Source organism: Jeotgalicoccus meleagridis (assembly GCF_903994045.1).
Classification (GTDB): domain Bacteria; phylum Bacillota; class Bacilli; order Staphylococcales; family Salinicoccaceae; genus Jeotgalicoccus; species Jeotgalicoccus meleagridis.
Genome location: NZ_CAJEWD010000007.1, coordinates 55,044 through 80,018, shown reverse-complemented (window position 1 = coordinate 80,018; position 24,975 = coordinate 55,044). Strand labels below are relative to the sequence as shown.

23 protein-coding genes are annotated in these 24,975 nt (G+C 36.1%); 8 read left to right on the top strand and 15 right to left on the bottom strand.

Going from position 1 to position 24,975, the window contains the following annotated elements:
- Positions 1–74 precede the first annotated feature (74 nt).
- Positions 75–668, top strand: a complete 594-nt coding sequence (locus tag JEOSCH030_RS05210) for a hypothetical protein (protein WP_185125574.1) — start codon at positions 75–77, stop codon at positions 666–668.
- Between the two features lie 750 nt (positions 669–1,418).
- Here JEOSCH030_RS05210 and ald read toward each other — a convergent pair.
- Positions 1,419–2,534, bottom strand: a complete 1,116-nt coding sequence (gene ald / locus JEOSCH030_RS05205) for an alanine dehydrogenase (RefSeq protein WP_185125573.1) — start codon at positions 2,532–2,534, stop codon at positions 1,419–1,421.
- Positions 2,535–2,678: 144 nt separating this feature from the next.
- Between ald and JEOSCH030_RS05200 the strand changes: the two genes are divergently transcribed.
- Both JEOSCH030_RS05200 and JEOSCH030_RS05195 read left to right on the top strand, forming a co-directional pair.
- Entirely contained in the window at positions 2,679–3,179 is a 501-nt protein-coding gene (locus tag JEOSCH030_RS05200; RefSeq protein WP_185125572.1) for a universal stress protein, read from the top strand.
- A 101-nt stretch (positions 3,180–3,280) separates the two neighbouring features.
- On the top strand, positions 3,281–4,333 hold the full coding sequence (locus tag JEOSCH030_RS05195) for an LLM class flavin-dependent oxidoreductase (RefSeq protein ID WP_185125571.1): 1,053 nt from the start codon (positions 3,281–3,283) through the stop codon (positions 4,331–4,333).
- A gap of 252 nt (positions 4,334–4,585) precedes the next feature.
- On the opposite strand, the gene JEOSCH030_RS05190 is transcribed toward JEOSCH030_RS05195, so the two are convergent.
- The 6 genes from JEOSCH030_RS05190 to sppA form a co-directional block, all read right to left on the bottom strand.
- The gene (locus JEOSCH030_RS05190) at positions 4,586–4,885 is read right to left on the bottom strand and encodes a type II toxin-antitoxin system RelE family toxin (protein WP_185125570.1); all 300 of its coding nucleotides are present in this window, start codon (positions 4,883–4,885) and stop codon (positions 4,586–4,588) included.
- 3 nt (positions 4,886–4,888) lie between these two features.
- Entirely contained in the window at positions 4,889–5,200 is a 312-nt protein-coding gene (locus JEOSCH030_RS05185; protein ID WP_185125569.1) for a type II toxin-antitoxin system Phd/YefM family antitoxin, read from the bottom strand.
- A gap of 205 nt (positions 5,201–5,405) precedes the next feature.
- Positions 5,406–6,596 (bottom strand): acetate kinase, encoded by a 1,191-nt coding sequence (locus tag JEOSCH030_RS05180; RefSeq protein ID WP_185125568.1) that lies wholly within the window; start codon positions 6,594–6,596, stop codon positions 5,406–5,408.
- Between the two features lie 8 nt (positions 6,597–6,604).
- Entirely contained in the window at positions 6,605–7,501 is an 897-nt protein-coding gene (locus tag JEOSCH030_RS05175) for a class I SAM-dependent methyltransferase (protein WP_185125567.1), read from the bottom strand.
- A 100-nt stretch (positions 7,502–7,601) separates the two neighbouring features.
- On the bottom strand, positions 7,602–8,180 hold the full coding sequence (locus JEOSCH030_RS05170) for an RDD family protein (RefSeq protein WP_185125566.1): 579 nt from the start codon (positions 8,178–8,180) through the stop codon (positions 7,602–7,604).
- Between the two features lie 13 nt (positions 8,181–8,193).
- Positions 8,194–9,195, bottom strand: a complete 1,002-nt coding sequence (gene sppA, locus JEOSCH030_RS05165; protein WP_185125565.1) for a signal peptide peptidase SppA — start codon at positions 9,193–9,195, stop codon at positions 8,194–8,196.
- Positions 9,196–9,380: 185 nt separating this feature from the next.
- Here sppA and JEOSCH030_RS05160 point away from each other — a divergent pair, with 185 nt between their 5' ends.
- Positions 9,381–10,178, top strand: coding sequence for an NAD kinase (locus tag JEOSCH030_RS05160; RefSeq protein ID WP_185125564.1), 798 nt, complete (start codon positions 9,381–9,383; stop codon positions 10,176–10,178).
- 177 nt (positions 10,179–10,355) lie between these two features.
- Here JEOSCH030_RS05160 and thiI read toward each other — a convergent pair whose 3' ends face one another.
- The 3 genes from thiI to JEOSCH030_RS05145 are packed head-to-tail and all read right to left on the bottom strand — an operon-like array spanning position 10,356 to position 14,427.
- Complete coding sequence (thiI, locus tag JEOSCH030_RS05155; protein ID WP_185125563.1) at positions 10,356–11,558, bottom strand: tRNA uracil 4-sulfurtransferase ThiI; 1,203 nt, start codon at positions 11,556–11,558, stop codon at positions 10,356–10,358.
- Positions 11,555–12,682, bottom strand: a complete 1,128-nt coding sequence (locus JEOSCH030_RS05150) for a cysteine desulfurase family protein (RefSeq protein ID WP_185125562.1) — start codon at positions 12,680–12,682, stop codon at positions 11,555–11,557. The genes thiI and JEOSCH030_RS05150 overlap by 4 nt, the downstream gene beginning before the upstream one ends.
- Positions 12,683–12,735: 53 nt before the next feature.
- A complete protein-coding gene (locus JEOSCH030_RS05145) occupies positions 12,736–14,427 on the bottom strand; it encodes a septation ring formation regulator EzrA (protein ID WP_185125561.1) in 1,692 nt (563 codons plus the stop codon).
- 109 nt (positions 14,428–14,536) lie between these two features.
- Here JEOSCH030_RS05145 and JEOSCH030_RS05140 point away from each other — a divergent pair, with 109 nt between their 5' ends.
- The 4 genes from JEOSCH030_RS05140 (at position 14,537) to JEOSCH030_RS05125 (ending at position 17,449) form a co-directional block, all read left to right on the top strand.
- On the top strand, positions 14,537–15,007 hold the full coding sequence (locus JEOSCH030_RS05140) for a GAF domain-containing protein (protein ID WP_185125560.1): 471 nt from the start codon (positions 14,537–14,539) through the stop codon (positions 15,005–15,007).
- A gap of 222 nt (positions 15,008–15,229) precedes the next feature.
- On the top strand, positions 15,230–15,832 hold the full coding sequence (rpsD, locus tag JEOSCH030_RS05135) for a 30S ribosomal protein S4 (protein ID WP_185125559.1): 603 nt from the start codon (positions 15,230–15,232) through the stop codon (positions 15,830–15,832).
- A gap of 154 nt (positions 15,833–15,986) precedes the next feature.
- A complete protein-coding gene (locus JEOSCH030_RS05130; RefSeq protein WP_185125558.1) occupies positions 15,987–16,691 on the top strand; it encodes an ABC transporter ATP-binding protein in 705 nt (234 codons plus the stop codon).
- Positions 16,688–17,449, top strand: a complete 762-nt coding sequence (locus JEOSCH030_RS05125; RefSeq protein ID WP_185125557.1) for an ABC transporter permease — start codon at positions 16,688–16,690, stop codon at positions 17,447–17,449. Before JEOSCH030_RS05130 ends, JEOSCH030_RS05125 begins: the two co-directional genes overlap by 4 nt.
- A 15-nt stretch (positions 17,450–17,464) precedes the next feature.
- Here the strand turns inward: JEOSCH030_RS05125 and JEOSCH030_RS05120 are convergent, their stop codons facing one another.
- The 5 genes from JEOSCH030_RS05120 to JEOSCH030_RS05100 all read right to left on the bottom strand — a co-directional run bounded on the left by JEOSCH030_RS05120 (position 17,465) and on the right by JEOSCH030_RS05100 (position 24,975).
- Complete coding sequence (locus JEOSCH030_RS05120) at positions 17,465–20,275, bottom strand: AAA family ATPase (protein WP_185125556.1); 2,811 nt, start codon at positions 20,273–20,275, stop codon at positions 17,465–17,467.
- A gap of 127 nt (positions 20,276–20,402) precedes the next feature.
- Positions 20,403–20,603, bottom strand: a complete 201-nt coding sequence (locus tag JEOSCH030_RS05115; RefSeq protein ID WP_185125555.1) for a cold-shock protein — start codon at positions 20,601–20,603, stop codon at positions 20,403–20,405.
- A gap of 254 nt (positions 20,604–20,857) precedes the next feature.
- Positions 20,858–22,399: an L-glutamate gamma-semialdehyde dehydrogenase gene (gene pruA / locus JEOSCH030_RS05110; RefSeq protein ID WP_185125554.1), complete on the bottom strand. Its 1,542-nt coding sequence runs from the start codon at positions 22,397–22,399 to the stop codon at positions 20,858–20,860.
- A gap of 118 nt (positions 22,400–22,517) precedes the next feature.
- Complete coding sequence (locus tag JEOSCH030_RS05105; protein ID WP_235962225.1) at positions 22,518–23,792, bottom strand: amidohydrolase; 1,275 nt, start codon at positions 23,790–23,792, stop codon at positions 22,518–22,520.
- A gap of 1 nt (position 23,793) precedes the next feature.
- The gene (locus JEOSCH030_RS05100; protein WP_185125552.1) at positions 23,794–24,975 is read right to left on the bottom strand and encodes a M20 metallopeptidase family protein; all 1,182 of its coding nucleotides are present in this window, start codon (positions 24,973–24,975) and stop codon (positions 23,794–23,796) included.

The following is a 24,975-nucleotide window of genomic DNA, read 5'->3' as shown; positions in this document are numbered from 1 at the left end:
CCTGTTTAGTATTCTTTTATCCTAAACATATTATTCCCTTAATTTCTATTAATTAATCATCAAAGGAGTTTAAAATGAAACATATATATTTAAGTCATGCTTTAGATACTAAAGCCCATAACAAATTATTTACTACAGGTACCTTCAATGCGCCAAATAATGTACTCATTCCCATGCAAAAAGCGTTGACTCCAGATGTTGAAATCTTTATATCCATTAATAATTTCTATGAAAGAGATGCGTTTATGTTAGAAAATACTTTGATTGAGACTATTCGCCAAAGTGAAGCAGACGGCTTTATAGTCGATCAAATTTTCACGCGTGATTTCCATGACGTCGACACTGTTTTATTAGAAAGTTTGTCGAATGAAATTAAAGACAAGCACTTTATCGTTGGACCAAGCTTTACCAGAGTCCCTTATTTTCTTCATAGTCGCTTGGCCGAAATTTTTATTGACCATGACGTGTCTGGAATTATGTATGATTTAAGAGGCATTGACATCAATGACTTCCAGGAACTTCAAGCGATTGCCAAGTTAAAAATGCATGTCAAAAAACGCATTGACATTATTCCACTCGTACACGAAAGTCAAATTGAAGAATTGAAGAAAAGTATTCCTTTTGATGTCTATGTCGTAGATCCGATTGAGCCGAAGAAGAGATTGTAGACTTCGGAGGATGAGGATGATGACGGATTTCTGAATCGCACTGTTGTTGGAGTGCTGGCAGTTCAATGAGAGTTGCTCATTGTCCTCCGGAGGGGCTTAAACTGAACCCCATGTACTGGACATCGAGCCCTGAATTTTAAAATTAATGGACACCCAGTCCTCTACCGGATTTATTCAAGGACAAAGTTGAATCTATCCATGAAATATTCGGACATTTCCGAATGAAATGAAGCAAATTGTAGATAGGATTTATTTTAAATTGCTTATCAGGACAATGAGAACATCACGAAGTCCAGATAACAGTTTATCAGGACAATGAGAACACCACGAAGTCCAGATAACAGTTTATCAGGACAATGAGAGACCCACGAAGTCCAGATAACGGTCTATCAGGACAATGAGAGACCCACGAAGTCCAGATAACGGTCTATCAGGACAATGAGAACATCACGAAGTCCAGATAACGGTCTATCAGGACAATGAGAACATCACGAAGTCCAGGTAACAGCTTATCAGGACAATGAGAACACCACGAAGTCCAGGTAACGGTTTATCAGGACAATGAGAACATCACGAAGTCCAGATATCTACGCGGGGGACAATAAACTGGACCCCATGTACTGGACATCGAGTGCCCAAATTTTAAAATTAATGGACATCCAATCCTCTACCGGATTTATTCAAGGACAACGATGCATATTAATAAAAAACGGCTTGGAATCTTAAAATCAGATTCCAAGCCGTTTCTTATTATTTTAGTAATTCCATAATATCTTTGTATTCTTTACCTTGTGCCTCTGCGACAGCTTTATAAGTAATGTGGCCTTGGAAGGTATTGAATCCACCAGCAATAACTGGATTTTTTGCAACAGCTTCTTTATAACCATTATTAGCGATAAGTAAACCATATTGTAAAGTTGCATTTGTTAAGGCATTAGTAGAAGTACGTGGCACTGCTCCTGGCATATTTGCTACAGCGTAATGGATGACGTCATGTTTAACATATGTAGGGTCATCATGAGTCGTAATACGATCTGTCGTTTCAAAAATACCACCTTGGTCAATAGCAATATCGACAATGACCGAACCTGGTGCCATATTTTTAATCATTTCTTCTGTGACTAGTCTTGGAGCTTTAGCGCCTGGAATTAGGACTGCACCAATAACTAAATCTGAAGTTTCAACGGATTCTTTAATATTTAAAGGTGTTGACATCAATGTTTGAATACGTGGTCCAAATAAATCATCTAACTCACGTAAACGCTTAGGATTTAAATCTAAGACTGTAACATCTGCACCAAGTCCAACTGCCATTTTAGCTGCGTTAGTTCCTGCAGCTCCCCCACCAACAATTGTAACTTTTGCTTTTTCAACTCCAGGTACTCCACTTAAAAGAATCCCTTTACCACCGTTAATTGCTCTTAAGTGCTCTGCACCAATTTGTGTTGCCATACGTCCTGCAACTTCACTCATTGGAGCAAGTAATGGTAATGAACCGTCAGGTAATTGAATGGTTTCATAAGCAATCGCCGTTACTTTCTTATCAACTAGCACTTGTGTTAAGTTTTCTTCAGGTGCTAAATGAAGATAAGTAAATAAGATTGACTCTTCTTTGATTAAATCAAACTCTTCTTTGACCGGCTCTTTAACTTTGACAACCATGTCAACATCCCAAGCTTCTTTAGCGGTTTCTACAATAGTAGCACCCATTTCCTCATAAGAAGCATCGTGGAAGAATGAACCTTCTCCTGCATTTTTTTCAACTAAAACAGTGTGGCCAGCTTGTACAAAAGCGTAAACACCACCAGGTGTTAATCCCACTCTATTTTCGTTATTCTTAACTTCTTTTGGTAAACCGATAATCATTACTTATTCCCCCTTTTCTCAAACAATTATATTGTAACACAGAGATTATAGAAATGCGTCATAAATTAACTAAATATTTAAAGTTTTGGTACCGCATACATGTGGTATAATATATATAAGAAAAGGAAATGGAGTTGATTTTAAATGTTACAATATCAAAACATCCTAGTCGCAGTAGACGGATCACACGAAGCAGAATGGGCATTTCAAAAAGCGGTCGAAGCTGCAAAACGTAACAATGCAAAACTTTCCATCATTAATGTAATTGATACGCGTTCTTTTGCATCAGTTGAAGCTTATGACAGATCTATTTCAGCGCGTGCGCAAGAATTCGCACAAAAATTACTTGATGGGTATGAAAAAGTGGCATTAGATAGTGGTGTTGAGCATGTAGATAAAATCATTGATTATGGTTCTCCAAAATCAGTCATTCCTAAAAAAGCCGTTGAAAAAATCGGTGCAGACTTAATTGCCTGTGGATCTACAGGTCTTAACGCTGTTGAGAGATTCATCATTGGATCTGTTTCAGAAGCTATCGTACGTAATGCAAAATGTGACGTCTTAGTTGTACGTACTGAAACATTACCTTCTGACTTCGAACCGAAGGTTGCTACAGAAGAATTTATCGAGCAACACAGAAATTAGTTTTACATTAGGCAATGTGTTCATTAGAGCGCATTGCTTTTTTATTTGTCGATTTTCATGTAAAATTAGTTCAGTTTGAAAATACATTTTTGGAGGTTCTTATGGAACTTGGAATAAATACCTTTGGTGATGCTGGACTCGATCCAGTCACTGGTAAAATCGTTAGTCATGCTGAGAGATTAAATCAACTTGTAGAAGAAATTGCAACTGCAGACAGAGTCGGTCTAGATGTTTTTTCAATCGGTGAACATCATAGAAAAGATTATGCTGTTAGTGCACCTGATATAGTACTCGCAGCCGGTGCAGCAGTAAGTAAAAATATCCGTCTATCTAGTGGTGTAACTGTTTTATCATCTGATGATCCAGTGCGTGTGTTTGAACGCTTTTCTACACTTGATGGTATTTCTAATGGTCGTGCTGAAATTATGGCAGGACGTGGATCGTTTATCGAGTCCTTCCCACTTTTTGGTTATGATTTAAATGATTATAATGAATTGTTCAATGAAAAACTTGATTTATTAATGACACTGCAAAAAGGTGGCAAAATTAACTGGCAAGGTAAACACCGTGCCGGTTTACAAGATGCTGATATTTTTCCTGAATCTGTGCAAAAAGAGATTCCGATTTGGATCGCAAGTGGCGGTACACCTCAATCATCAGAACGTGCAGCGCGTCTTGGTCTCCCACTCGTCTTAGCAATTATTGGTGGCTCTCCCTTCCAATTTAAGAGAGTCGTTGATTTTTACAGAGAAGTTGGACGTAAATCAGGACACGATCCTTCAAAATTAAAAGTTGCGACTAATTCTCATGGCTTTATTTGGGATACTGATCAAGAAGCAAGAGATATCTTTTATCCTGCTATTTCGGCATCTATGACTAAACTTGGCCGTGAACGTGGCTGGGGTGCTTATACAAGAGAAGCATTTGATGCGATGAGTGATCCAGAAGGCGCACTTTACGTTGGTAGCCCTGAAACTGTGGCAAGAAAAATTGTGATGCTTTATGAGACGATGGGCATTGAACGCTTCACAATGCAAACACCAGTTGGGGTAATGAGTCATGATAAAGTTCTAAGAACCATTGAATTATTTGGTAAAGAAGTGGCTCCACTTGTAAAAGAAGGTATAAAAGAAGTAGATGCGAGAAGAAAATAAATTTTAATCTATGACATACTGTCATTTATGTTTATAAGTGAAATGAAATAGTGTTTTATGGGATATGACTATGTTCATATCCTATTTTTTGGTTTTGAGTGCCATCGAGAGTTTGACGACGTCACTCAAACCATTAAGCCTAATCCTTCTTAGCAATTTTTAACGAAATCATGCTACGTATTATAATGGTTGTTCACCGATTTATGTACGAAACTAACAACACATATAAAAAAGACGATTGACTTTTCATAATCAATCGTCTTCACTAATACGTTTAGTTGCTTCTTTATATACTTCTTTGTCTGCTCGGCTACCAATCGCAACAATCTCGATCACTTCTATTTTGTTGTCTACTTGTCGGAATATAATACGTAAACCAAGTTTATTATTCTTTAACTTATTGCAATGCTTGAGCTTTCCCGTTAATGGTTGTCCTGCTTTCATACCTCTATCTTTAATACGTTTGAAAGCTTTATCGACAAATTGCATTTTACTGCCGTCTAGCTTGTTTAATTCTTCTTGAGAGTATTGAGTAAACTGTAGCTCATACATAAGTTACTCCCAACCGTCATCGTCATCGTATGTGATATTGTCTAATCTATCCCCAAGGACTTCTTTTTCTGTATAAATTTTAACGTCGGGATCCGTAAGGCGTTTACTAATTGTAAGTTCGTCTATTTTGTCTTGTAAGCTTTCTATCTTTTTGTTTAATTCTTCGTATTGCTCGCTCGTTAAAACAACACCGTAAGGTTTACTGTTTCGAAATACGTACACACCTGTGTTAGTTTCTTTCGCTTTTTCAAATGCTTTACTCGGAGATTTCTTCATGTCCGTTAAATTCGTGTATTCAATATCTAATACTTTCATGAGTTTGTCCTCCTTTACCGTATATATTATATGCACTCATTATAGCACCATATTACGTACTAAATAAAGTACGATTGTTTACATGATGTCCATTGTCATATTAAATACCCCACGATCGATTGACCGCAGGGCGTGAAGTGATAGCGTTTTGCTAACAGTTATTTGATTGTGAATAATTTACAATATATGCCTAAAACCATTGACCCTAATCCATTTTCTCCATGACTTCTCTAGCTATCATAACTTCTTCATCCGTTGGTATCACTAGTACTTTCACTGGTGAATATGGATGGCTGATTGTCGCTTCTACTCCTCTAGTTTCATCGTTCGTCTTCTTATCTAAGTAGACACCCATAAATTCTAAACTATCTAATACTTTTTCTCTGATTAAACTAGAGTTTTCACCTACACCCGCAGTAAAGATAATGGCATCGACGCCACCCATTCTAGCTGCATATGATCCCATATATTTGTGGATGCTTGAGCTAAAGATTTCGAGTGCTACTTCTGCACGTTCATTACCCTTCTTTGCTTCTTTGGTAATATCTCTTAAATCACTAGAAAATCCACTAATCCCTAATAGTCCGGATTCTTTATTTAAAACTTTAAGTACTTCTCCAGCACTTTTTTCAGTCTTTTCCATTATATAAGGAATTAAAGATGGGTCTATATTACCTGAGCGTGTTCCCATAGTTACACCAGCTAAGGGGGTAAAGCCCATAGAGGTATCTATTGATTCTCCTGCTTTCACTGCAGCAATACTCGCACCATTTCCTAAGTGACAACTGATCAATCTCAACTCTTTTAAAGGACGTTTTAAGATTTCACTTGCCCGTAAGGTCACATACTGATGACTGGTACCATGGAAGCCAAATTTTCTAATTCTATAGTCTTTATAATACTTATAAGGCAAGCTATACAAATAAGAACTCTCTGGCATAGTTTGATGGAAGGATGTATCAAAAACAGCAACATGAACTGTCTCTGGTAAAAGCTCTCTCATGGCTTTAATTCCCATTAAGTTGGCAGGATTGTGTAAAGGTGCAAACTCTGACAATTCTTCAATTTTTTTAACAACGTCATCATCTATCAAACTTGCTTTAGAGAAAGCTTCTCCCCCGTGTACAACTCTATGTCCTGTACCATCAATTTCCTCGACTGAAGTAATAATATTTCTAGAAACTAAAGCATCTAACATCACATCGACCGCTTCTTTGTGATCATTAAAATTTCTCTTGATTACTTCTTTTTCATCACCATAAGTGATAGTAAACACACCATTGTCTAAACCTATTCTCTCGATTAAGCCTCTTGCTAATTCTGTTTCTTCAGGCATCTCAAATAATTCAAATTTAAAGGATGAACTTCCGGCATTAATTGCAATTATCTTAGTCATAGGTGTCACTACTTTCTGTCGTATTGTTCATGCCACTCATCTAATTGCCTGATGAATTCTTGCATCTTAACCGTATTTTTAAAGTCAGGTACATCTCCAATTAAGACTTCGTTGTTGATTAAAGGTGAAAAGCCTTTTTTCAAGACAATCAACGATTTACGTTGTTTTTCAGTTTTAAATATAGTGGATGGAAGATTTAAAAACATCAGTAAAGAAACGTCTTCAGATATATATTCTTTTATCGTTTCGTTATTTTCTTCTAAAATATTAGACGGTACTACAAAAACCCCAATATCATCTTTATTGATTAAGTTCATACCCGCTTCTAACATGAGTAAATGAGCGAAGCTTTGTCCTGTCTTAAAAGCAGTTTTATAATCCGTCGCTGGTAATGGATAATAACCTACTGGTAAATCACCGATGGCAATATTTGCATTATTTACACGACTAGGTTCGATTACATTTTGTGGATGAATATTCATTGGTACTTCCAAGAACTCACACAAGTTAGCATTAATTTCAGCTAAAGATGGATCCACTTCAATACCTGAGAGTTCTACATTCTCAACCATTTCTTTAACAGTCATCGCAAGGTGGCCAGTACCACTACCGATGTCTATTAAATTCGCACTTTCTCCTTTTGTAAATAAATCTACAATATGTGCAACTAAATAACCAATTGCATCTGGTGTTAATTGGTGATTGGGTTGAACTGGTTCTTCTTTAACTTGATAAAGATAAGAGAACTGAAACGCTTTTCTTTTTTCGCTTAAAGTCCCTTCGCTCGGAACTTGTAAAAGTGCTTCTGCTAATGCTTCAAGTCTTGGAATATCTTTTTCTTTAATGATTTCGTCTACTCTAGTTATCAAAGCTTGGTACATACGTTCCATACTTGTATCTGCCATAATTAATCCCTCTTTAAACAAAATATGGACTATCCATATTCAGGATAGCCCTAGTTTCTTAATTATATTAAATTACGTCATGACCTTCAAACAGTAAACACTAGAAATTACGTTCTTCTCTATGATTTGTTTCTGAAACAGTAGATAATTGTACTTTACTTACTTCTGGTAGTTCTCTTTTTATCACTTCAGCATTGTCCTTATACTTATTTAAAACTACATGACTATCTCCAATGAAATCATGCAAGCCTATCTTAGCATCTGTAAATAATACAGCAAGATAAGGTAGGTAGAGAAGAAAGTTTGAAATAATTCTACCTATAGTTTCTCTATAGAAAGTCTGACTGAATGATAATTTAGACCCATCTTTAGACTCCACGCTAATTCCTAACACCATCTTCCCTAAGGTTTGCTTAAAGAAGTAAGTCATCAAGGTAAAGTAAATGTAGTAAAGGAGCACTGTTCCAATATTTGCTAAAGACAAGGCTTCTATACCAAAATAGACATTTCTCAAATCAAAAATAGATAGTATAGGCACAATGATGAGCTGATTGAGTCCCCAAAGCACCAATACATCAATGATATATGATATAAGTCTCGGGAAAAAGCCTGCATGAGTCATATTGTCCAGCTGTTTGATATAATCCGTATCTTGGCTGATACTTACTTGTTCATTCATACTTTATCCCTCCTTATTCATATAGATACATCGGTTGAACACCTTGACGGTTATCAATTAATTCTTGAACCATCTTCACTTCTCCACCACCGAGTAAGTTTTGAAGTGCACTGTTGACCTTAACTCCAAATGGTAGAGTTGAGCTAGATTCTCCGCCGACTTCTACTACTTGCGGCGTGCCACCTACTTCTTCTTTCAAGGCAGCTAAAGCGTCATCAAAATAACCATTTTGGTCAACTAAGCCATTTTCAATCGCTTGTGTTCCAAGATAAACACGACCATCAGCAAGTTTTCTAACTTCCTCTTCTGACATACCGCGACCTTCTGCGACAACATCAACGAAGTCCTGGAACATAGTATCAACCATACTTTGAATATATTCTTTTTCTTCATCTGTTGCTTCTCTATTTGCTGACATCATGTCTTTCATCTTACCACTCTTATAAGTGTCAAAAGAAATACCGTATTCTTCAGCTAACTTACCATAGTTCATACTTTGCATAATGACCCCAATAGAACCAGTCATTGTTTGATCAGTTGCAAAAATTTGATCTGCTGGTGCTGATACATAATAACCACCTGAAGCAGCCATGTTACCCATTGAGCTGTATATTGTTTTACCGCTATCTTTAACTGCCATTAAATGCTTATGTATCTCCGCACTTTCAAAGACGCCACCACCAGGTGAATCAACTTTGAGTAGTACCGCACTATAAGTATCATCTTCTGCAATATCTTTTAATGCTTTTATGGTCATTTGATGGTTATAACCTTCTGCTTGAAATAGTCCGCTTCCGCTTGCACCAGTATCCTGTATGACACCATCGATGTTAATCACTGCAATTTTATTTCCAACATCTCCGTCTTCAAGCACAGTGTTTGCAGGTGCCATTGTTTCTGAAAAATCGGCAAACATGTCCTCCCAATCACTTGCCCATAAAGAAGACATAAACGATATACCCAGTCCTAAAACGACAATAGCAATCGCTGAGACTAAAGCGATGATTCTCTTCATAGTAACATCCTTCCTACTTTTAATTTCTTGTTTATCATAACACTCTACTCTTTAAGTCAACAATAAATGAAGAGCGAATTTAAGAAAGATTTAAGGTCTTAAAGCCCTCAATAGAACTTTTAAATTTACTATGTTAATCTATATAAAATACAAAATTGATAATTGATTGAAACGGAGATATCTTCATGACTAAACTTTCAATATATTTTTTTGAACCGAATAGTAAGAATTCTGAACAGATAATGGACACACTAAAACATACCTTTAAAGACCTTGGCTATACGATATCAAAGTCTCATGAAACTGCAGATATCATTGCTTCTGTTGGTGCTGATGGTGCTTTTTTACAAGCAGTTAGAAAGTCGAATTTCAGAAATGATTGCTTGTATATTGGTATTGGTTTAGAAAATCGCCATCATATGTATGTTGATTTTAACTACCACAATCTTCAAGAGATTAGAGAGGTCTTTAAAGATCCTCATTTTGAAATCAGACACTACCCTATCATTGAAGTTAAAATTAATGATCATCAGCTGAACTACTGTCTAAATGAATTTACTATCCGTTCGAATTTAGTTCGTACAATGTTGATGGATATCTACATCAATGATTTTCTCTTCGAACATTTTAATGGAGATGGCCTAGTAATATCAACACCAACTGGTTCAACAGGTTACAACAAATCACTTGGTGGAGCGATTGTTGACCCATTAGTTAATGCGATGCAAGTCACTGAGATGGGATCAGTCAACAATAACAGTCACAGAACTCTAGGCCGAAGCTTTCTCTTATCAAGAGAGAGACCTTTATCAATTGTCGTCGATACGTCAATTGAATACTATCCAATCATGAGTATGGATAATGAAGCACTTACTGTACAAAACATTGAACGTATACAAGTGAGACTGAGTGACGATAATATTAAAACAATTCGCTTAGATAACAATACTTTTTGGCATAAAACTCAAAGAAACTTCCTCTAATAAAAAAATCTGTGCCAAAACTATTCCCGTAACAAATAAGCCGGACGTTAGCTTTTCAGGGGCATCGCGTGAGCCTGTAGTCTCACGCAGATGCTATTCCCCTAGAAGTCTAACGTCCGGCTTTTAAAGCATAATCGCTTATTTTTCTATATACTCAGAGCTTATATCCCTGTTTTTTTATAGTAAATCTGAAAAATCATCTACTTCTTCTGATTCTTTTGATGGCATATACACTTCGATATTATTTAGAGCTTTTTCAATCATCGGTTCAAAGTCTACATTACTTTCAAATTTCTTAACCATTTCTAGATTTGGTTTTGTCTTTGGTGCTTTTGGTTTAAAGATTGTACAGCAATCCTCAAAAGGTAGAATTGAAGTTTCATATGTCCCCATGCGCTTAGCCATGGCAACAATATCATTTTTTTCTAAAGTTAATAAAGGTCTGAGAACTGGTAAATTTGTTACTTCATTAATTGCATACATACTTGTTAAAGTTTGAGATGCGACTTGTCCTAAGTTTTCTCCATTAACAATCGCTTCTGCATTAATCTTTTCACTTAATTTTTCACTCAGTCTTAACATCACACGTCTTGTAGATGTCATCGATAAATTATCTGGTACTTTATCATAGATTGTCGTTTGTAATTCAGTAAATGGTACGATGTGAAGTTTAATGTCGAAGCCCGTTCTATCACTCATGATATCTACTAACTTTTTCACTTTTTCTGTCGCTTGCGGGCTGGTATAAGGTGGAGAGTGGAAATGAATTGCCTCAATTTCAACGCCGCGTTTCATTAGATCAATGCCAGCAACTGGTGAATCGATACCACCGGATAACATTAAAAGTGCCTTACCACCAGTTCCGAGTGGTAGACCTCCAAGTCCTTTGATTGAATCGTAATACATATAAATTGCATCTGGTCTGATTTCAACCATAATTTTATAATCTGGTTTCTTTACATCGACAGTGAGGTGGTCAGTATGTTCCATCACTTGTCCACCAAGTAATTGTTGAATGCCAAAGGTGTCTAAGTGATAATTTTTATCCGCTCTTTTAACCTCTATCTTAAAAGTATGCCCACTTTCTATACTATTAGCGAATTTAAGAACTGTTTCCTTCATAGCATCATCACTTTTTGCTATTTTGACAACTGGAGACATGCTCAAGATGCCCGAAATATTCAAGAGTTTGTCTATGATTTCGTATGGATTTTCGTCATTAATGTCGATATAGGCACGGTCTCTATTCGCTCTCACTTCTACATCAAAGTTTGATAAAGCCTGATTCATTCTGTCTCTAAGTGCATAAACAAACATCATTCTATTCTTAGTCTTTAAAGTCAGTTCTCCGTAACGTACTAATATATGATCAAATTTCATGCCAGTACATCTCCTAATTCTTCGTATACCTCTTTTAAGGCTTTAATTAATTCGTCAACGTCTTCTTGGTTAGTATCCTTGCCCATAGAAATTCTAATGCTGGCTTCTATTACAGCCTCATCCATTTTTATAGCAAGTAGTGTCTCATTTAAAGTTGTCAGTTTTGAAGCACAAGCACTCGTTGTTGAAACAAGAATACCTCTTTCTGACAAGGCATTCACCACAACTTCTCCTTTAGCACCAATAAAGGAAAGATTAATAATATAAGGCGCTGATTTTTTTTGCACATAAATTGATTTTAAATCACTAACAGCCTCTCTTACTTGATCGTTAAATTTAGACAATCGTTGATTGACTGCTCTTGCATTTTCTAAAGTTAACCTTAAAGCCTTAGCCATTGATGTGATAGCTGGTAGATTAACTGTGCCGCTTCTAATGTTTTTCTCATGTCCCCCACCATATTGTATTGGACTTAAGTTAGCTAATTTCTTAACGAATAAGCCTCCAACACCTTTGACACTGTTAAATTTATGGCCAGAAATGCTAACTGTATCGACACCTCTATAATCTATATCTGCTTTACCGATAGCTTGGGTCGCATCAACATGAAAATGTACTTTCGGAAAATCCTTTAAAATTTTAACCATTTCTTCAATGGGCTGAACACTACCAATAATATTGTTTACTGCTAGAGTTGTAACAAATATCGTATCGTTATCTAGAATCGATTTAAAGTGTTCGATATCTACTTGTCCTGCTGAATTAGTTTTAATATATTTTACATTAAACCCTTCATTTTTCATCTCCTCTAAGACGTTCACAATGCTTGGATGCTCCAATTCACTAGTAAGAATGGTTGAACCAAATGCTTTCTTTCTTCTCAAAGTACTTTGAATAGCGATATTATTACTCTCAGTCGCCGATGACGTAAATACTAAATCGTAGTCTTTTAAAAACATCAAATCTAGAATTTGTTGTCTTGCACTTTCTAAAAGTTTACTAGCTGTTTTACCACTTTGATGAATGCTTGCGGTATTAAAAAAGTAATTTTCACTCGTTTTATTAAATGATTCCAAAGCTTCTTGGTACGGCTTTGTTGTTGCTGCATTATCGAAATATATCAAGTTCTTCACCTCTCACATAAAATGACTTAGGATAAATATCCTAAGTCATTTTTTTAGTTATCGTATTGTTTTTCAATTCTTGCTGCACTACCTGGCTCTTTAGCTTCAATTGCATCTCTAGCAACATCTAGTGCACGCTTGTAGCGATTTTCTTTAAACAAACGCTCAGCTTCATCTAATTGCTGACTCATGCTTTGGTCAGTCGTCCGGAATCTGTTTCCGTATTGTATCATTAATTCTGCTAATTGAGAATCCCTCATGACCGCATTTGCTTCTTGTTCATATTTATTAGCCATTTTGACTGTGTCATTTACTTTTGCTTTTACGTATTCAACATTCAGTGGTTTACGTTTGAAGTAGTTTTCAATCTCGTTAATGTTAACTTCAATTTCATGTTTCATAACGATAAACTGCTCCGGCATCGCCACTAAGTTAGAAGACATTAAGTCTCTATAGACCTTCTCTTTACGTGTGTTAACGTAAGCTAGATTATCTCTCGCTTCCTTATCATCTTCACGTAAATTAACTAAGTGATCTTGAATCGCGTTTTGATCTTCAAAAATCGTATGTGCATTGTCTTTTAAATAGTCGATATTTTCAACTAGTGCACTATAACGTGTCGTATTTTTTTCAGTTTCGTTGATCATCTCACTGAAAATACCCGTTAAGTTTTCGATTTCGTTTTCATAATTAAAGACTTTTTGAACATCGGATTCATCAATATGATATTGCTCTTTAATATATTCAATCTCTGTGCGTAAAGTATAGTTAAGCGTTTTTGATTTATATAACTCATCTTGAATTACATCTTGTTCTTGATCGAACTTATTCTTCGCCTTAACTTCATGTTCAACTAAGTCATACATATCATCTAACTCATCATGAATGTTATCAAGTATAGCATCCGCTTCTTCCAGTTCTAGCTTAGCAACAAGCGGTTCAACACGGTTTAGATTACTCTTCATAGTAGACAGTCTATTTTCTACCTTAATATGGTCTAAATCGTAACCTTGTGCTCTTAGATCTCTACAACCATATCTGAGCTCTTGGAATTGCTGTGGCAACTCTTTTTTAACTTCTTTAATAAGTAGTGGAATTTCATCCATACTTTCTTTTAAATTCATCAATTCTGTATATGTGTTATTGATAAATTCATTTGCACGAATGTAATTACCGTCATTGACCATTTTTTCGTATTTTTCAGTTTCTGATTCATAAGATTTAATGACTTCTTCTAGAGGTTTTTTAGCTTCACCAAACTTATGACCATTCGCAAGCACATCTCGTTTTGCTTCGCGATAAAGCCTTTCACTTTCAATATATTCCTTGTTCCCTTTTTCGACAGTCTCCATGAACTGTGCAATATCGCCAGTCAACTCATCGTATTTTTCTTGTATAAGATCAATGTTTTCTTCTGCGACCTCATTGTCTTTTGTACTCTTAGAAAATTTAAATTTCTCTATACTCTCTTTAGACTGATTAATTGCATCAAATGCATGTGTACTGTGAGTTTTAATTGTATCGTTCCACTCAGCTTGCCAACCATCATACAGTTCTTTGACTTCACCGTGTAAGTTGTAGCTGTTTAACTTATTTAAATCTAGTTTAAATGGAAGTGTTTTAACCTCTTCCAATTTCTTTTCCTGCTGTTCAACCATCTGAGTCTTAACAGATCTTAAATATAAGAGAACAGCTGCTGCAACGATTACTATAATAATAATCGCAATTAAAATATACATCCACATACACTTTACCTCCTATATATTAGTTTAATTATAGCCTAAAACATTGCCTTCTAAAACAGATAAATGTATAATTCTTTAAAATCAGCTTATATATAAACAGGAGGCGCCTATGTTTACACAAGTAGAAATTAAAGATTATGAAACGCTCAATAAAATGTTAAAAAGTCTCGTTGAAGATGAAACGGACCGCATTGCGAATTTAGCAAATGCCTCTAGCCTACTCAATATGTTCTTAAAAGACATCAACTGGGTTGGTTTTTATCTGTATCAAGAAGAAACAAACGAATTAGTATTAGGACCATTCCAAGGCCTACCTGCATGTGTCACTATCGAAAACGGCAAAGGTGTATGTGGAACAGCCTTTCGTGGCAACGACATCTTCATCGTCGATGATGTTAATGAATTCCCTGGACATATTGCATGTGACGCTAACAGTAAATCAGAAATTGTGTTACCGATATATAAAGATGGTGTGGGCATTGGGGTTCTTGATATTGATGCGCCAATTTATTCCCGTTTTACTGAAGAAGATCGCCTTGGTCTAAAAGCCTTTGTAGAAACACTAATCCCATATATTTAGTATTGACTATTAATCATTATTACTGTAAGATATTATATTGTGTAAATGAACAGATAAGTAGCGGATAATCACTAAGAGATAGTATGTATTCCCCGCGGCAGGTATGTGCTGTGTAACCAATGCTATGAGGCGAAGGCACTTTAGAATCCATACCCCCTTAGGAGATTATACCCCTTATGGTGTTTTTTGCATAAATTTTAAAAACACAAGGAGGAGCTTAATATGGCTCGTTTTACAGGTTCAATCTGGAAAAAATCACGCCGTCTTGGAATTTCTTTGACAGGCACTGGTAAAGAATTAGAACGTCGTCCTTATGCACCAGGACAACATGGTCCAACTCAAAGAGTTAAACTTTCTGAGTATGGTAAACAAATTCAAGAGAAACAAAAACTTCGTTACCTTTATGGAGTTAACGAACGTCAATTCCGTACACTATTTAACCGCGCTGGTAAAATGCAAGGTGTTCACGGTGAAAACTTCATGATCTTACTTGCAACTAGATTAGATGCAGTAGTTCGTGCAGCAGGACTTGCTCGTACACAACGTCAAGCTCGTCAATTAGTTAACCACGGTCACATCACTGTTGATGGACAACGTGTTGACATTCCGTCTTACCTTCTTAAACCAGGACAAGTTATCAGTGTTCGTGAGAAATCACAAAAACTTGATATCATTGCAGAAGCTGTAGAATTAAGCAACTTCACTCCAGACTACCTTACATTCAATGAAGATAGCCTAGAAGTTACTTTCGACAGACTTCCTGAGCGTAGCGAATTAAACGCTGAAATTAATGAACAGTTAATCGTTGAGTACTACTCAAGATAAGACTTTTCATCAAAGTAAAAAGCCTGAGAACATTGGTGTTACTACCGTTCTCAGGCTTTTCTTTATGTCTTTTAAATTAAATGTTTATTTCAAAAGTATGTGGGCATATTAGTGCTATAATATATAGGTTAAATCACTTTTTTGAGGTGGGACTATGACTTTAATTCGTTTTGAAAATGTCAGCCATAATGATATTTTACATAATATTAGTGGCACTTTTAGAGAAAATAAAATTACTACACTTGTTGGACCAAGTGGTGCTGGTAAGACAACGTGTTTAAAACATATCAATGGACTTTTATCTCCTAGTAAAGGAAAGGTTTTCTTTAAGGGACGGGATATTGAGACCATTGACATCATCGAACTGAGAAAGAAAGTTGGCATGGCTTTTCAAAGCTCACCAATGATTGAGGGTACGGTCTTTGAAAATTTAAGTCTACCAAAGACGATCTTTAATGATACGCTAGATGAAAGTATAGCTAAAGAATTAATGGAAAGGGTCGACTTGACTCATATTGATCTCAACCAAAAGGTCAAAGTGCTGTCAGGTGGAGAAAAGAGTCGCTTAAGTATTGCTAGGACTTTAGTCAACAAACCTGAAGTGCTACTTTTAGATGAAATTACTAGCAGTCTCGACTACCGTATGGTTAAGGAAATAGAACGCTTAGTATGTCAACTCCAAAGGGATAGTGGCCTCACTGCGATTTGGATTACTCATGACTTAGATCAAGCACGTCGAGTCAGTGATGATATGTGGTTTCTTCGTCACGGTGAGCTCCTAGAATACGGTCATGCAGACTTTATCGATCAGTCTGATAATCCATATGTTTCTGCTTTTGTCAGGGGTGAAGACGCATGACTTTTACTCAACTCGCCCTATCTCTTGTATTTGTCATTATTCCTTTAGTACTCACTATTTATTTAAAACTGGGTTTAGAAAAAGACATCATTGTTGCAACGATTCGTTCAACAATCCAACTCTTAATCGTTGGTTATATACTCACCTTCGTCTTTGAAGCTGATCATCCGATTTACATCATCTTGATGATTATCGTCATGATTGCTGCGGCGACACAAAATGTCATTAAAAAAGGCAGTGGTATTCCTGGAATTGCATGGATTATTCTCTTATCCATGGTGACAGTTGAAGTCATCTCCATGGGACTCATGCTCAGCCTAGGCATTATTGAGTTCACCCCTCAAGAAGTCATACCAATTTCCGGTATGGTTATCGGTAACAGCATGGTACTTTCACTTCTGTTCGTCAGTAAGTTTAAAGAGGAAATTGAAGATAGTGATGAGGTCATTGAATTGATTTTATCATTTGGTGGGGATAAAAAGACTGCGATTTCCACTAGTTTAAAATCAGCTATTAAAACGAGTATGATTCCAACTATTGAGTCACAAAAAACTATGGGACTTGTGCAACTACCAGGTATGATGAGTGGTTTAATTATCGGTGGAGCAGATCCTTTAGAAGCTGTTCTCTATCAACTTTTAATTCTCTTCTTAATCCTAATGACCGCAACACTTGCCTCTATTATCGTCGGATATCTGTCTTATCCGAAATTATTTAACGATAAGCTTCAGTTTATCGGCCTAGAAGAAAAAAGCTAATCCAAGTTTCTTGGATTAGCTCATATCTTCTTGTGTCATTCCGAGTATTGTTGAATCTGTTATAAAGTCAAAATCCTCAGATGCTACATTTTCATTTACAATATAATTCTTATGTTTCATCAGTAATTTTTGAGTATAATTTCTCGCCCATCGACCACTGGTTTTATCAGTATCTTCAAGCATTTCATAGCTACTCATTACCATCATTTTTAAGAAATCCTCGTTAAAGCGCCATTTTCCTTTTAGGTTATTGATCACTATGTCAGCAACTTCTGCAGCTGAATACTGTTTAAACTCAATAGTATAAGGTACTCTAGAACGTAAGCCTTCATTTGATGACATAAAGCGATTCATATCATCTGTATACCCTGCAAAGATTACCACAAATTTATCGCGGTAGTTTTCTAAGGCTGTAATTAAAGTTTCAATGGCTTGTTTACCAAAATCATTGTCACTACCTTGAAGTGAAAGTTGGTAAGCTTCATCAATAAAAAGTACGCCGCCCATGGCTCGGTCTATCGCATTCTTAGTATTTTTTTCAGTGTGACCAATATAAGAACCTACTAAATCTGACCGATCCACTTCGATTAATTTATCTTCAGCTAAGACTCCTAAAGCTTTTAAGAAACGCGCAATTAATCTTGCCACTGTCGTCTTACCTGTCCCTGGTGGACCAGTAAAAGTCATGTGATAAGTGTGCGTTCCTATGTCCATCCCTTTTTCTTCAAACAATTTATTTGCCTCAGCTTCTTTTACTAATTGACTAATAAAATCTTTTACATTATCGAGTCCAGTTAAGCTATTTAATTCTTCATAGAGACTAGACAAATGACTATCTGTCTCATCCTCATTACCAAGCATATTCATCCAATCATCATCTGTTATCGATAGAAATTCTTCTGAATCAAACAGCTCAGCTTCAACTATTCGATTTGACTGTTCCAAAATGAGTTTCTCATTAAAGTTTCTTACAAATCTAGCATTACTGCTATCAGCTGACTTAGAATATGCTCTTTTTATCTCTTTCTTATACTTATCATGATCAAATGTATAATGTTCACGCTCGAGTTCTTTAACACCAATTTCAGCTAGCTCATCTAAACTGTAGTCCTCAAAATCAAAGTAATGTGGAATTCTCGATTTGAGGCCAGGATTCATATTAAAGAAGTCATACATTTCTTTAGTATAACCAGCAAAGATGATCATAATGTCATCTCTGTTATCTTCCATATATTTTAATATTGTATCGAGTGCCTCTTGACCATAGTTCGTTGTGCCACCTTGGCTATTTAAAGTGTAGGCTTCATCTAGGAAAAAGACCCCACCATGTGCGTCTTCTAATTTCTTTTGTGTTTGCTCAGTTGTTTTTCCTAAATAACCTGATACCAAATCTTGTCTAGATACTTCTACAAATGAAGCATTAGATAATGCCCCTTCTTCATATAAAACTTGCCCGACTAACCGTGCAACTGTCGTCTTCCCAGTCCCAGGATTACCGAGATAAACTGAATGAAGTGATGACTGCCTGACAGGTAAACCTTGTTCTTTTTTCTTTTTATTAATCCTAGCTAAGTTGATAAATTTTCTAACAGACTCTTTGACTTCATCAAGTCCAACTAAGTTATTTAATTCTTCAAGGGCTTTACCTTTAACATATTTGTCTTCTTTTTGCTGATCATCTGTCTGCTTTTTAGTCTCATGAGTCGACAGAGTTTCTCTGATTTCTACACCATCAGCTTCAATTGTGTAGTCCCCTGAAGCTTCAATAGTGATGTTTCCACCATTGTTAAGTTGTGTGTCTGTAATATCTAAATGGCTATTATCTAGATAAACAAGGGGTCTATAGTTCGAAAGGAAATGATTGATCTGACCTCTAGAATTATCGTGTAATTTCATTGCATATTTCGGTGGTGCAATGTTCACATTGAGCGTTTCTATCGATAGTTTTGATGCTTGAAAGATTTCAAAAAATCCATATATGATTAACTCATCAGGGACTGTGAGTTCTGATTCTTTAACAAAAATCCCTTTAATTTCTGACGATTTCACAACTGCCTTAGAAGTATTTAATTCCAAGCCAAAACCATTTATCCTAACATCTAGCAGTTTAACATTACTTAAGTCAAGTTCAGAATTAAAGGCTCGAATTGGATTATCGGTATCTTCACCTATAATTTCAGTATTAGATATTTTGAAGTTACTGTCATCGACCCTAACAATTCTCGGGCTCTGTGATTCATAGAAATTAAATTTTGAGTTGTCTACAGTCACATTTGAAGATTTGCCTATAGTTAGGCCTTTATCTAAAAAAATATTATGCATATTTAGTTCAGATGCATTAACTACCATGCACCCCATAGTCGAATGACTAATTTTACCTTGACAATTATTCATCATTTCTAAATCATAGCTATCATGAGCTTTTGATCGGATAGTCGTATTTTTCATTTCAATTTGTCCATTATTAATAAAGACAGGACTCCGGGTAACTTCACTACCAATAATAGTGACATTATCTAAAATCAATTTACCCCCATCGACATAAATTCTTTCACCCGAGCGCTCATCAGTTAAGGAGAAATCCAAGATTAAATCTTGAATATGTAACTCACCATATACTGTAATTCCAGCACTAATAGTCGCTATGTCATCAGGGTGACCACTCATTTCTGAATAGCCAGTCTTTGGAATTGTCATACCATCTATGAGAGTATGGCATCCGTCAATATTAGAGAAAATCATTCGATCTTTATTTTTAATAGATGTAAATACATCTTGAAATACAACTTCGTTTCTCTTATTTCCAATGAAAATATCTTTAGCCATATTAAGTCCCCCTTAATATCTTAACTATATACTACACTAAAAGTAGAAATATATCGTAAAAAAAGACAAAAAAAAGACAAAAAAAAGAGATACCCTTAAGGATATCTCTAAAAACTTTTACTCTATATTAAGCAGATACAACGTTAACAGCTTGTGGTCCACGTTGTCCTTCTTCGATTTCAAAAGTAACTTTTTGACCTTCTTCTAAAGTTTTGTACCCATCAGCTTGGATAGCAGAGAAGTGTACGAATACGTCGTCTCCAGCTTCTTGTTCGATGAAACCAAAACCTTTTTCAGCGTTAAACCATTTTACAGTTCCTTCATTCATGAAAAAACCTCCTTGTGCTTATGCACGTGTTATTTTTGCAGTTTTGAACATTTAAAAGAGTTTTTTCATTTACGAAATAGAACTATTTAAACTTTGCTTAAAAACTACATTCTTAATATACCATAGGATTTGTCTTATGACAAGTAAATAAGAGAAAATAATTTAAAATATATAATCATATCTTATATAAATGAGCTTATATTTAAAATACCCCAAAGTTAAGAAGTCTTAACCTTGGGGTGATGAATCTATACTTAGAACATTTCAGATGAAGTTTTACCTTGCATGTGAAGTGTAAGGTAATCTGGTCCACCTGCTTTAGAGTCAGTACCAGACATTTTGAATCCACCGAATGGGTGGTAACCGACGATTGCTGCTGTACAACCACGGTTGAAGTAAAGGTTACCTACCATGAAGTCACGTCTTGCTTCTTCTTGGTGTTCTCTATTCTTAGTGATGACTGCACCTGTTAAACCGTAGTCAGTATCGTTTGCAAATTCAATCGCTTCTGTGAAGTTAGATGCTTTTGCAAAACCAACGACTGGTCCAAAGATTTCTTCTTGCATCACGCGGTCATCGTGCTTAAGTCCTGAGAATACAGTTGGGTGAACGAAGTGACCTGTTTCATTATCGATTGTTCCACCAACTTCTAGTTTACCTTCTTCTTTACCAATCTCTAGATATTTCTCGATTTTTTCAACTGAAGCTTGATCAATCACTGGTCCCATGAAGTTATCTTCTTCTGGATTACCAATAGTTAAATCTTTTGTCAGTGAAACTACTTTTTCTAATAGTTCATCATGAATATCTTCTAAAGCAATGACACGTGAACATGCTGAACATTTTTGACCAGAGAAAGCAAATGCTGATGTTACAATCGCTTCTGCTGCTAAGTCTAAATCAGCACTGCTATCGACAACAATTGTATCTTTACCACCCATTTCAGCGATAACGCGTTTAAGGTTAATTTGTCCTTCTTGAACAATCGCTGCTTTTTCATAGATGTTAACACCAACATCGCGTGAGCCTGTAAATGATACGAATGCAGTATCTTTATGCTCTACTAGTAAGTCACCGATTTCGCGACTTGAACCAGGGATAAAGTTCACTACACCTTTTGGTAACCCTGCTTCTTCTAAGACTTCAACAAACTTGTAAGAAATTACTGAAGCTTTAGATGAAGGTTTTAATAAGACTGTGTTACCTGTAACTAAGGCTGCTGATGTTGTTCCTGCCATGATTGCTAAAGCAAAGTTCCAAGGAGAAATTACTAGACCTACACCTAATGGGATATAGTCAAATCTGTTTTTCTCTCCTGGTCGTGAAACAACAGGTTTTCCATTTTTTAGTTCTATATTTTGTCTTGCATAGTATTCTAAGAAGTCAATTGCTTCTGCAGTATCTGCATCCGCTTCTTTCCAAGGTTTACCTGCTTCTTTTACTAAAAGCGCAGTAAATTCAAATTTTCTTTTGCGGATAATTGTTGCTGCTTTGAAAAGCACATCTGAACGGAATTCAAATGTAGATTTTCTCCACTCTTTAAATGTTTCTTTTGCAACTTCCATTGCATCTAATGCTTCTTTTTCACCTGCTTGAGACATTTGGCCAATGACCTCGTCTTTTTGAGCTGGGTTATAAGATGCAAGTTTTTTATCCGTTAAGACTCTCTCACCATTAATAATTAATGGATACTCTGAGCCAAAGTCTTTCTTAATTGTTTCAAACCCCTTTTTTAATGAAGCTTTATTATCTTCATTTGTAAAATCAGTAAATGGTTCATGTTTGTACGGTATCATAAAATAAATTCTCCTTTGTTTTTAATATCCTTTAAAACTTATTTAATTTTTTCCGCAATTTTAAGATAACATTCTTTAATGATTTCTCCAACTATTCTTTATCATTTTAGCAAATTTTTTAATCCGCTTTCATTACTGATCTAGTGATGTTTTGTAGAACTTCAACTGCAAGTGGTAAAACGGCTTCATCCAAGTCGAATTTTGGATGGTGATGACCGAATTTCAAGTCAAAAGGAAACAACATATAGGTTGCTTGTCCGTCACCTTTTTGTACACGGTCAATCATAAAGGTCACATCTTCTGACGCACCAAGCGGTAAACTGTCTTTAAGATCTATGACACCATTTGTATTTTGAACTGTGTCTTTGATTTCTTTAACTAAATCAGAACTTATATTTGCATTTATTGCTTGCCCCACTATTTCTATGTCCACATCGTTATCATACATATCTGCTGCAGCTTTAAGAACTTTGACTGAACGCTCAAACATATAGTCATTTAAAGCAGTCGTTTCTCCCCGACTTTCTATTTCCATAGTTGCACTATCCGCCACAACATTACGTCCTCTGCCTGCCTTTAGGGACCCTGTATTAATTCTCGTTGTCCCATCTCTATGTCTCGGGATTGCACTTAAGTTTAAGGCAGCGGTTGATGCTGCTAACAATGAATTATTACCTTCATTAGGTTCGACACCAGCATGTGCGGATTTACCTGTAAAGTGTGCATCAAATTTAGTAGTTGCTAAGAAATCTGTAGTCGATAAAGAGACTGTTCCAACAGGTAATTTTCTAATGCCTAAATGTAAGGAAAAGAAGTAATCCACATCGTCTAACCAGCCTTTTTCAACCACTGCCTGTGCACCTCTGACGCTCTCTTCTGCTGCTTGAAAAATAATAGTAAATTTTCCTTTTAGCTGATCAATGTTCTCACTGATATATTTAGCGACGTTAAGACCGACAGTAATATGCCCATCATGACCACAGGCGTGCATTTCACCATCATGTGTCGATATGAAGTTTTCAGTGTGAGGAAAATGATCATCATCTGTACTTTCTGTAATGGGTAAACCATCGATATCAAAGCGTGCTGCAAAATGAGGACCTGGTTTTTTGGTATCAATAGTCGCTACAAGTCCTGTCATACCATCTTTAATCTTCTCTAAAAACTCTTTCGGTACACCGTAGTCCAGAGCTCTTCGATAAGAACCATCTAATGTCTCTTGTGATGGTACACCGACTCTTTTACTCGGTACCAAGACATCATGCCCAAGATGACGTTTAAAACCAGTACCTTCTAGAGCACGATAAATTTCATAAGTCGTAATATATTCAGTGAAACCTACTTCTGGAAAACGATGGAATCTCCGTCTCATTTGAGTCAAACTTTCACTCATATTACGCTTCCTCCGACAGTGCATTTAAGGTATCTACAGCCATATTAACCATGCCTGTAATGCCGTATTTAAAAGCATCTTCATTTAAGCGGAAGGCAGGATTGTGTAAAGGTTTTTGACCCTCTCCAACAGAAGTACCTAGCCAGTAATAGACACCAGGATATTTTTGTAAAAATCTAGAGAAGTCTTCTCCAGCTAAACTTGGTTGTAGGGATGGTACAGCAGATTCTCCGTAAAGTTTCACAAGGGATTGTCTTAGTGCAGATGCCCATCTTTCATCATTTACCGTTGCAGGGTAACCGTCATCAAAAATAATTTCACACTCTGCTCCCATGGAATGCACTACATTCTCTACGACTTCAAAGAAGCGTTTTTTCATCATAGCTTTTGTTTCATCAGACTGAGTTCTAATCGTACCTTCAAGTTCTGCAGTCTCTGCAATGACATTATGTTTAGTCCCCGCTTCAAATCGGCCGACAGTTAACACTGCAGGTTCCATAGGATTAGCATTTCTACTCACTAGAGTTTGTAATACATTGACGACTTGATTTGCCGTAATCAGAGCATCTGTTGTGCTATGTGGCATGGAGGCATGACCACCAGAACCTTTAATAATAATTTTAAATTTATCCGAATTACCCATAATTGGTCCTGCCATAACGCCAAACTTCCCAACTTCTAAGTCTGGCCAGACATGTTGCGCTAAGAGCATCTCCGGTTCATATTCATTAAAGACACCGTCATCCATCATTCTTTGAGATCCACCTGTTGGTGATAACTCTTCAGCTGGTTGGAATATCAATAAGATTGTCCCTTTTAAATCCTTTTTATTATCGTTTAAAATTTTACCTGCATGAATAAGCATAGAAGTATGAGCATCATGTCCACATGCATGCATGACCCCATCATTTTTTGAAGAAAAGTCCACACCAGAAATTTCTTCCATAGGTAAAGCATCAATATCTGCTCTTATACCTATCACTTTACCTTCTTGTTCCCCTTTTATAATTCCTAATATGCCAGTGTCTGCAAACCCTGTTTGAAAAGGAATACCATACTCCTTTAATTTTTCTTGGATTCTTTTAGAAGTTTCAACTTCTTCTGCACTAAGTTCTGGATATTGGTGCAAGACTCTTCTAAAATCTATTGCATCTTGAATAAGTTTTTCTTCAATTTTTAACAT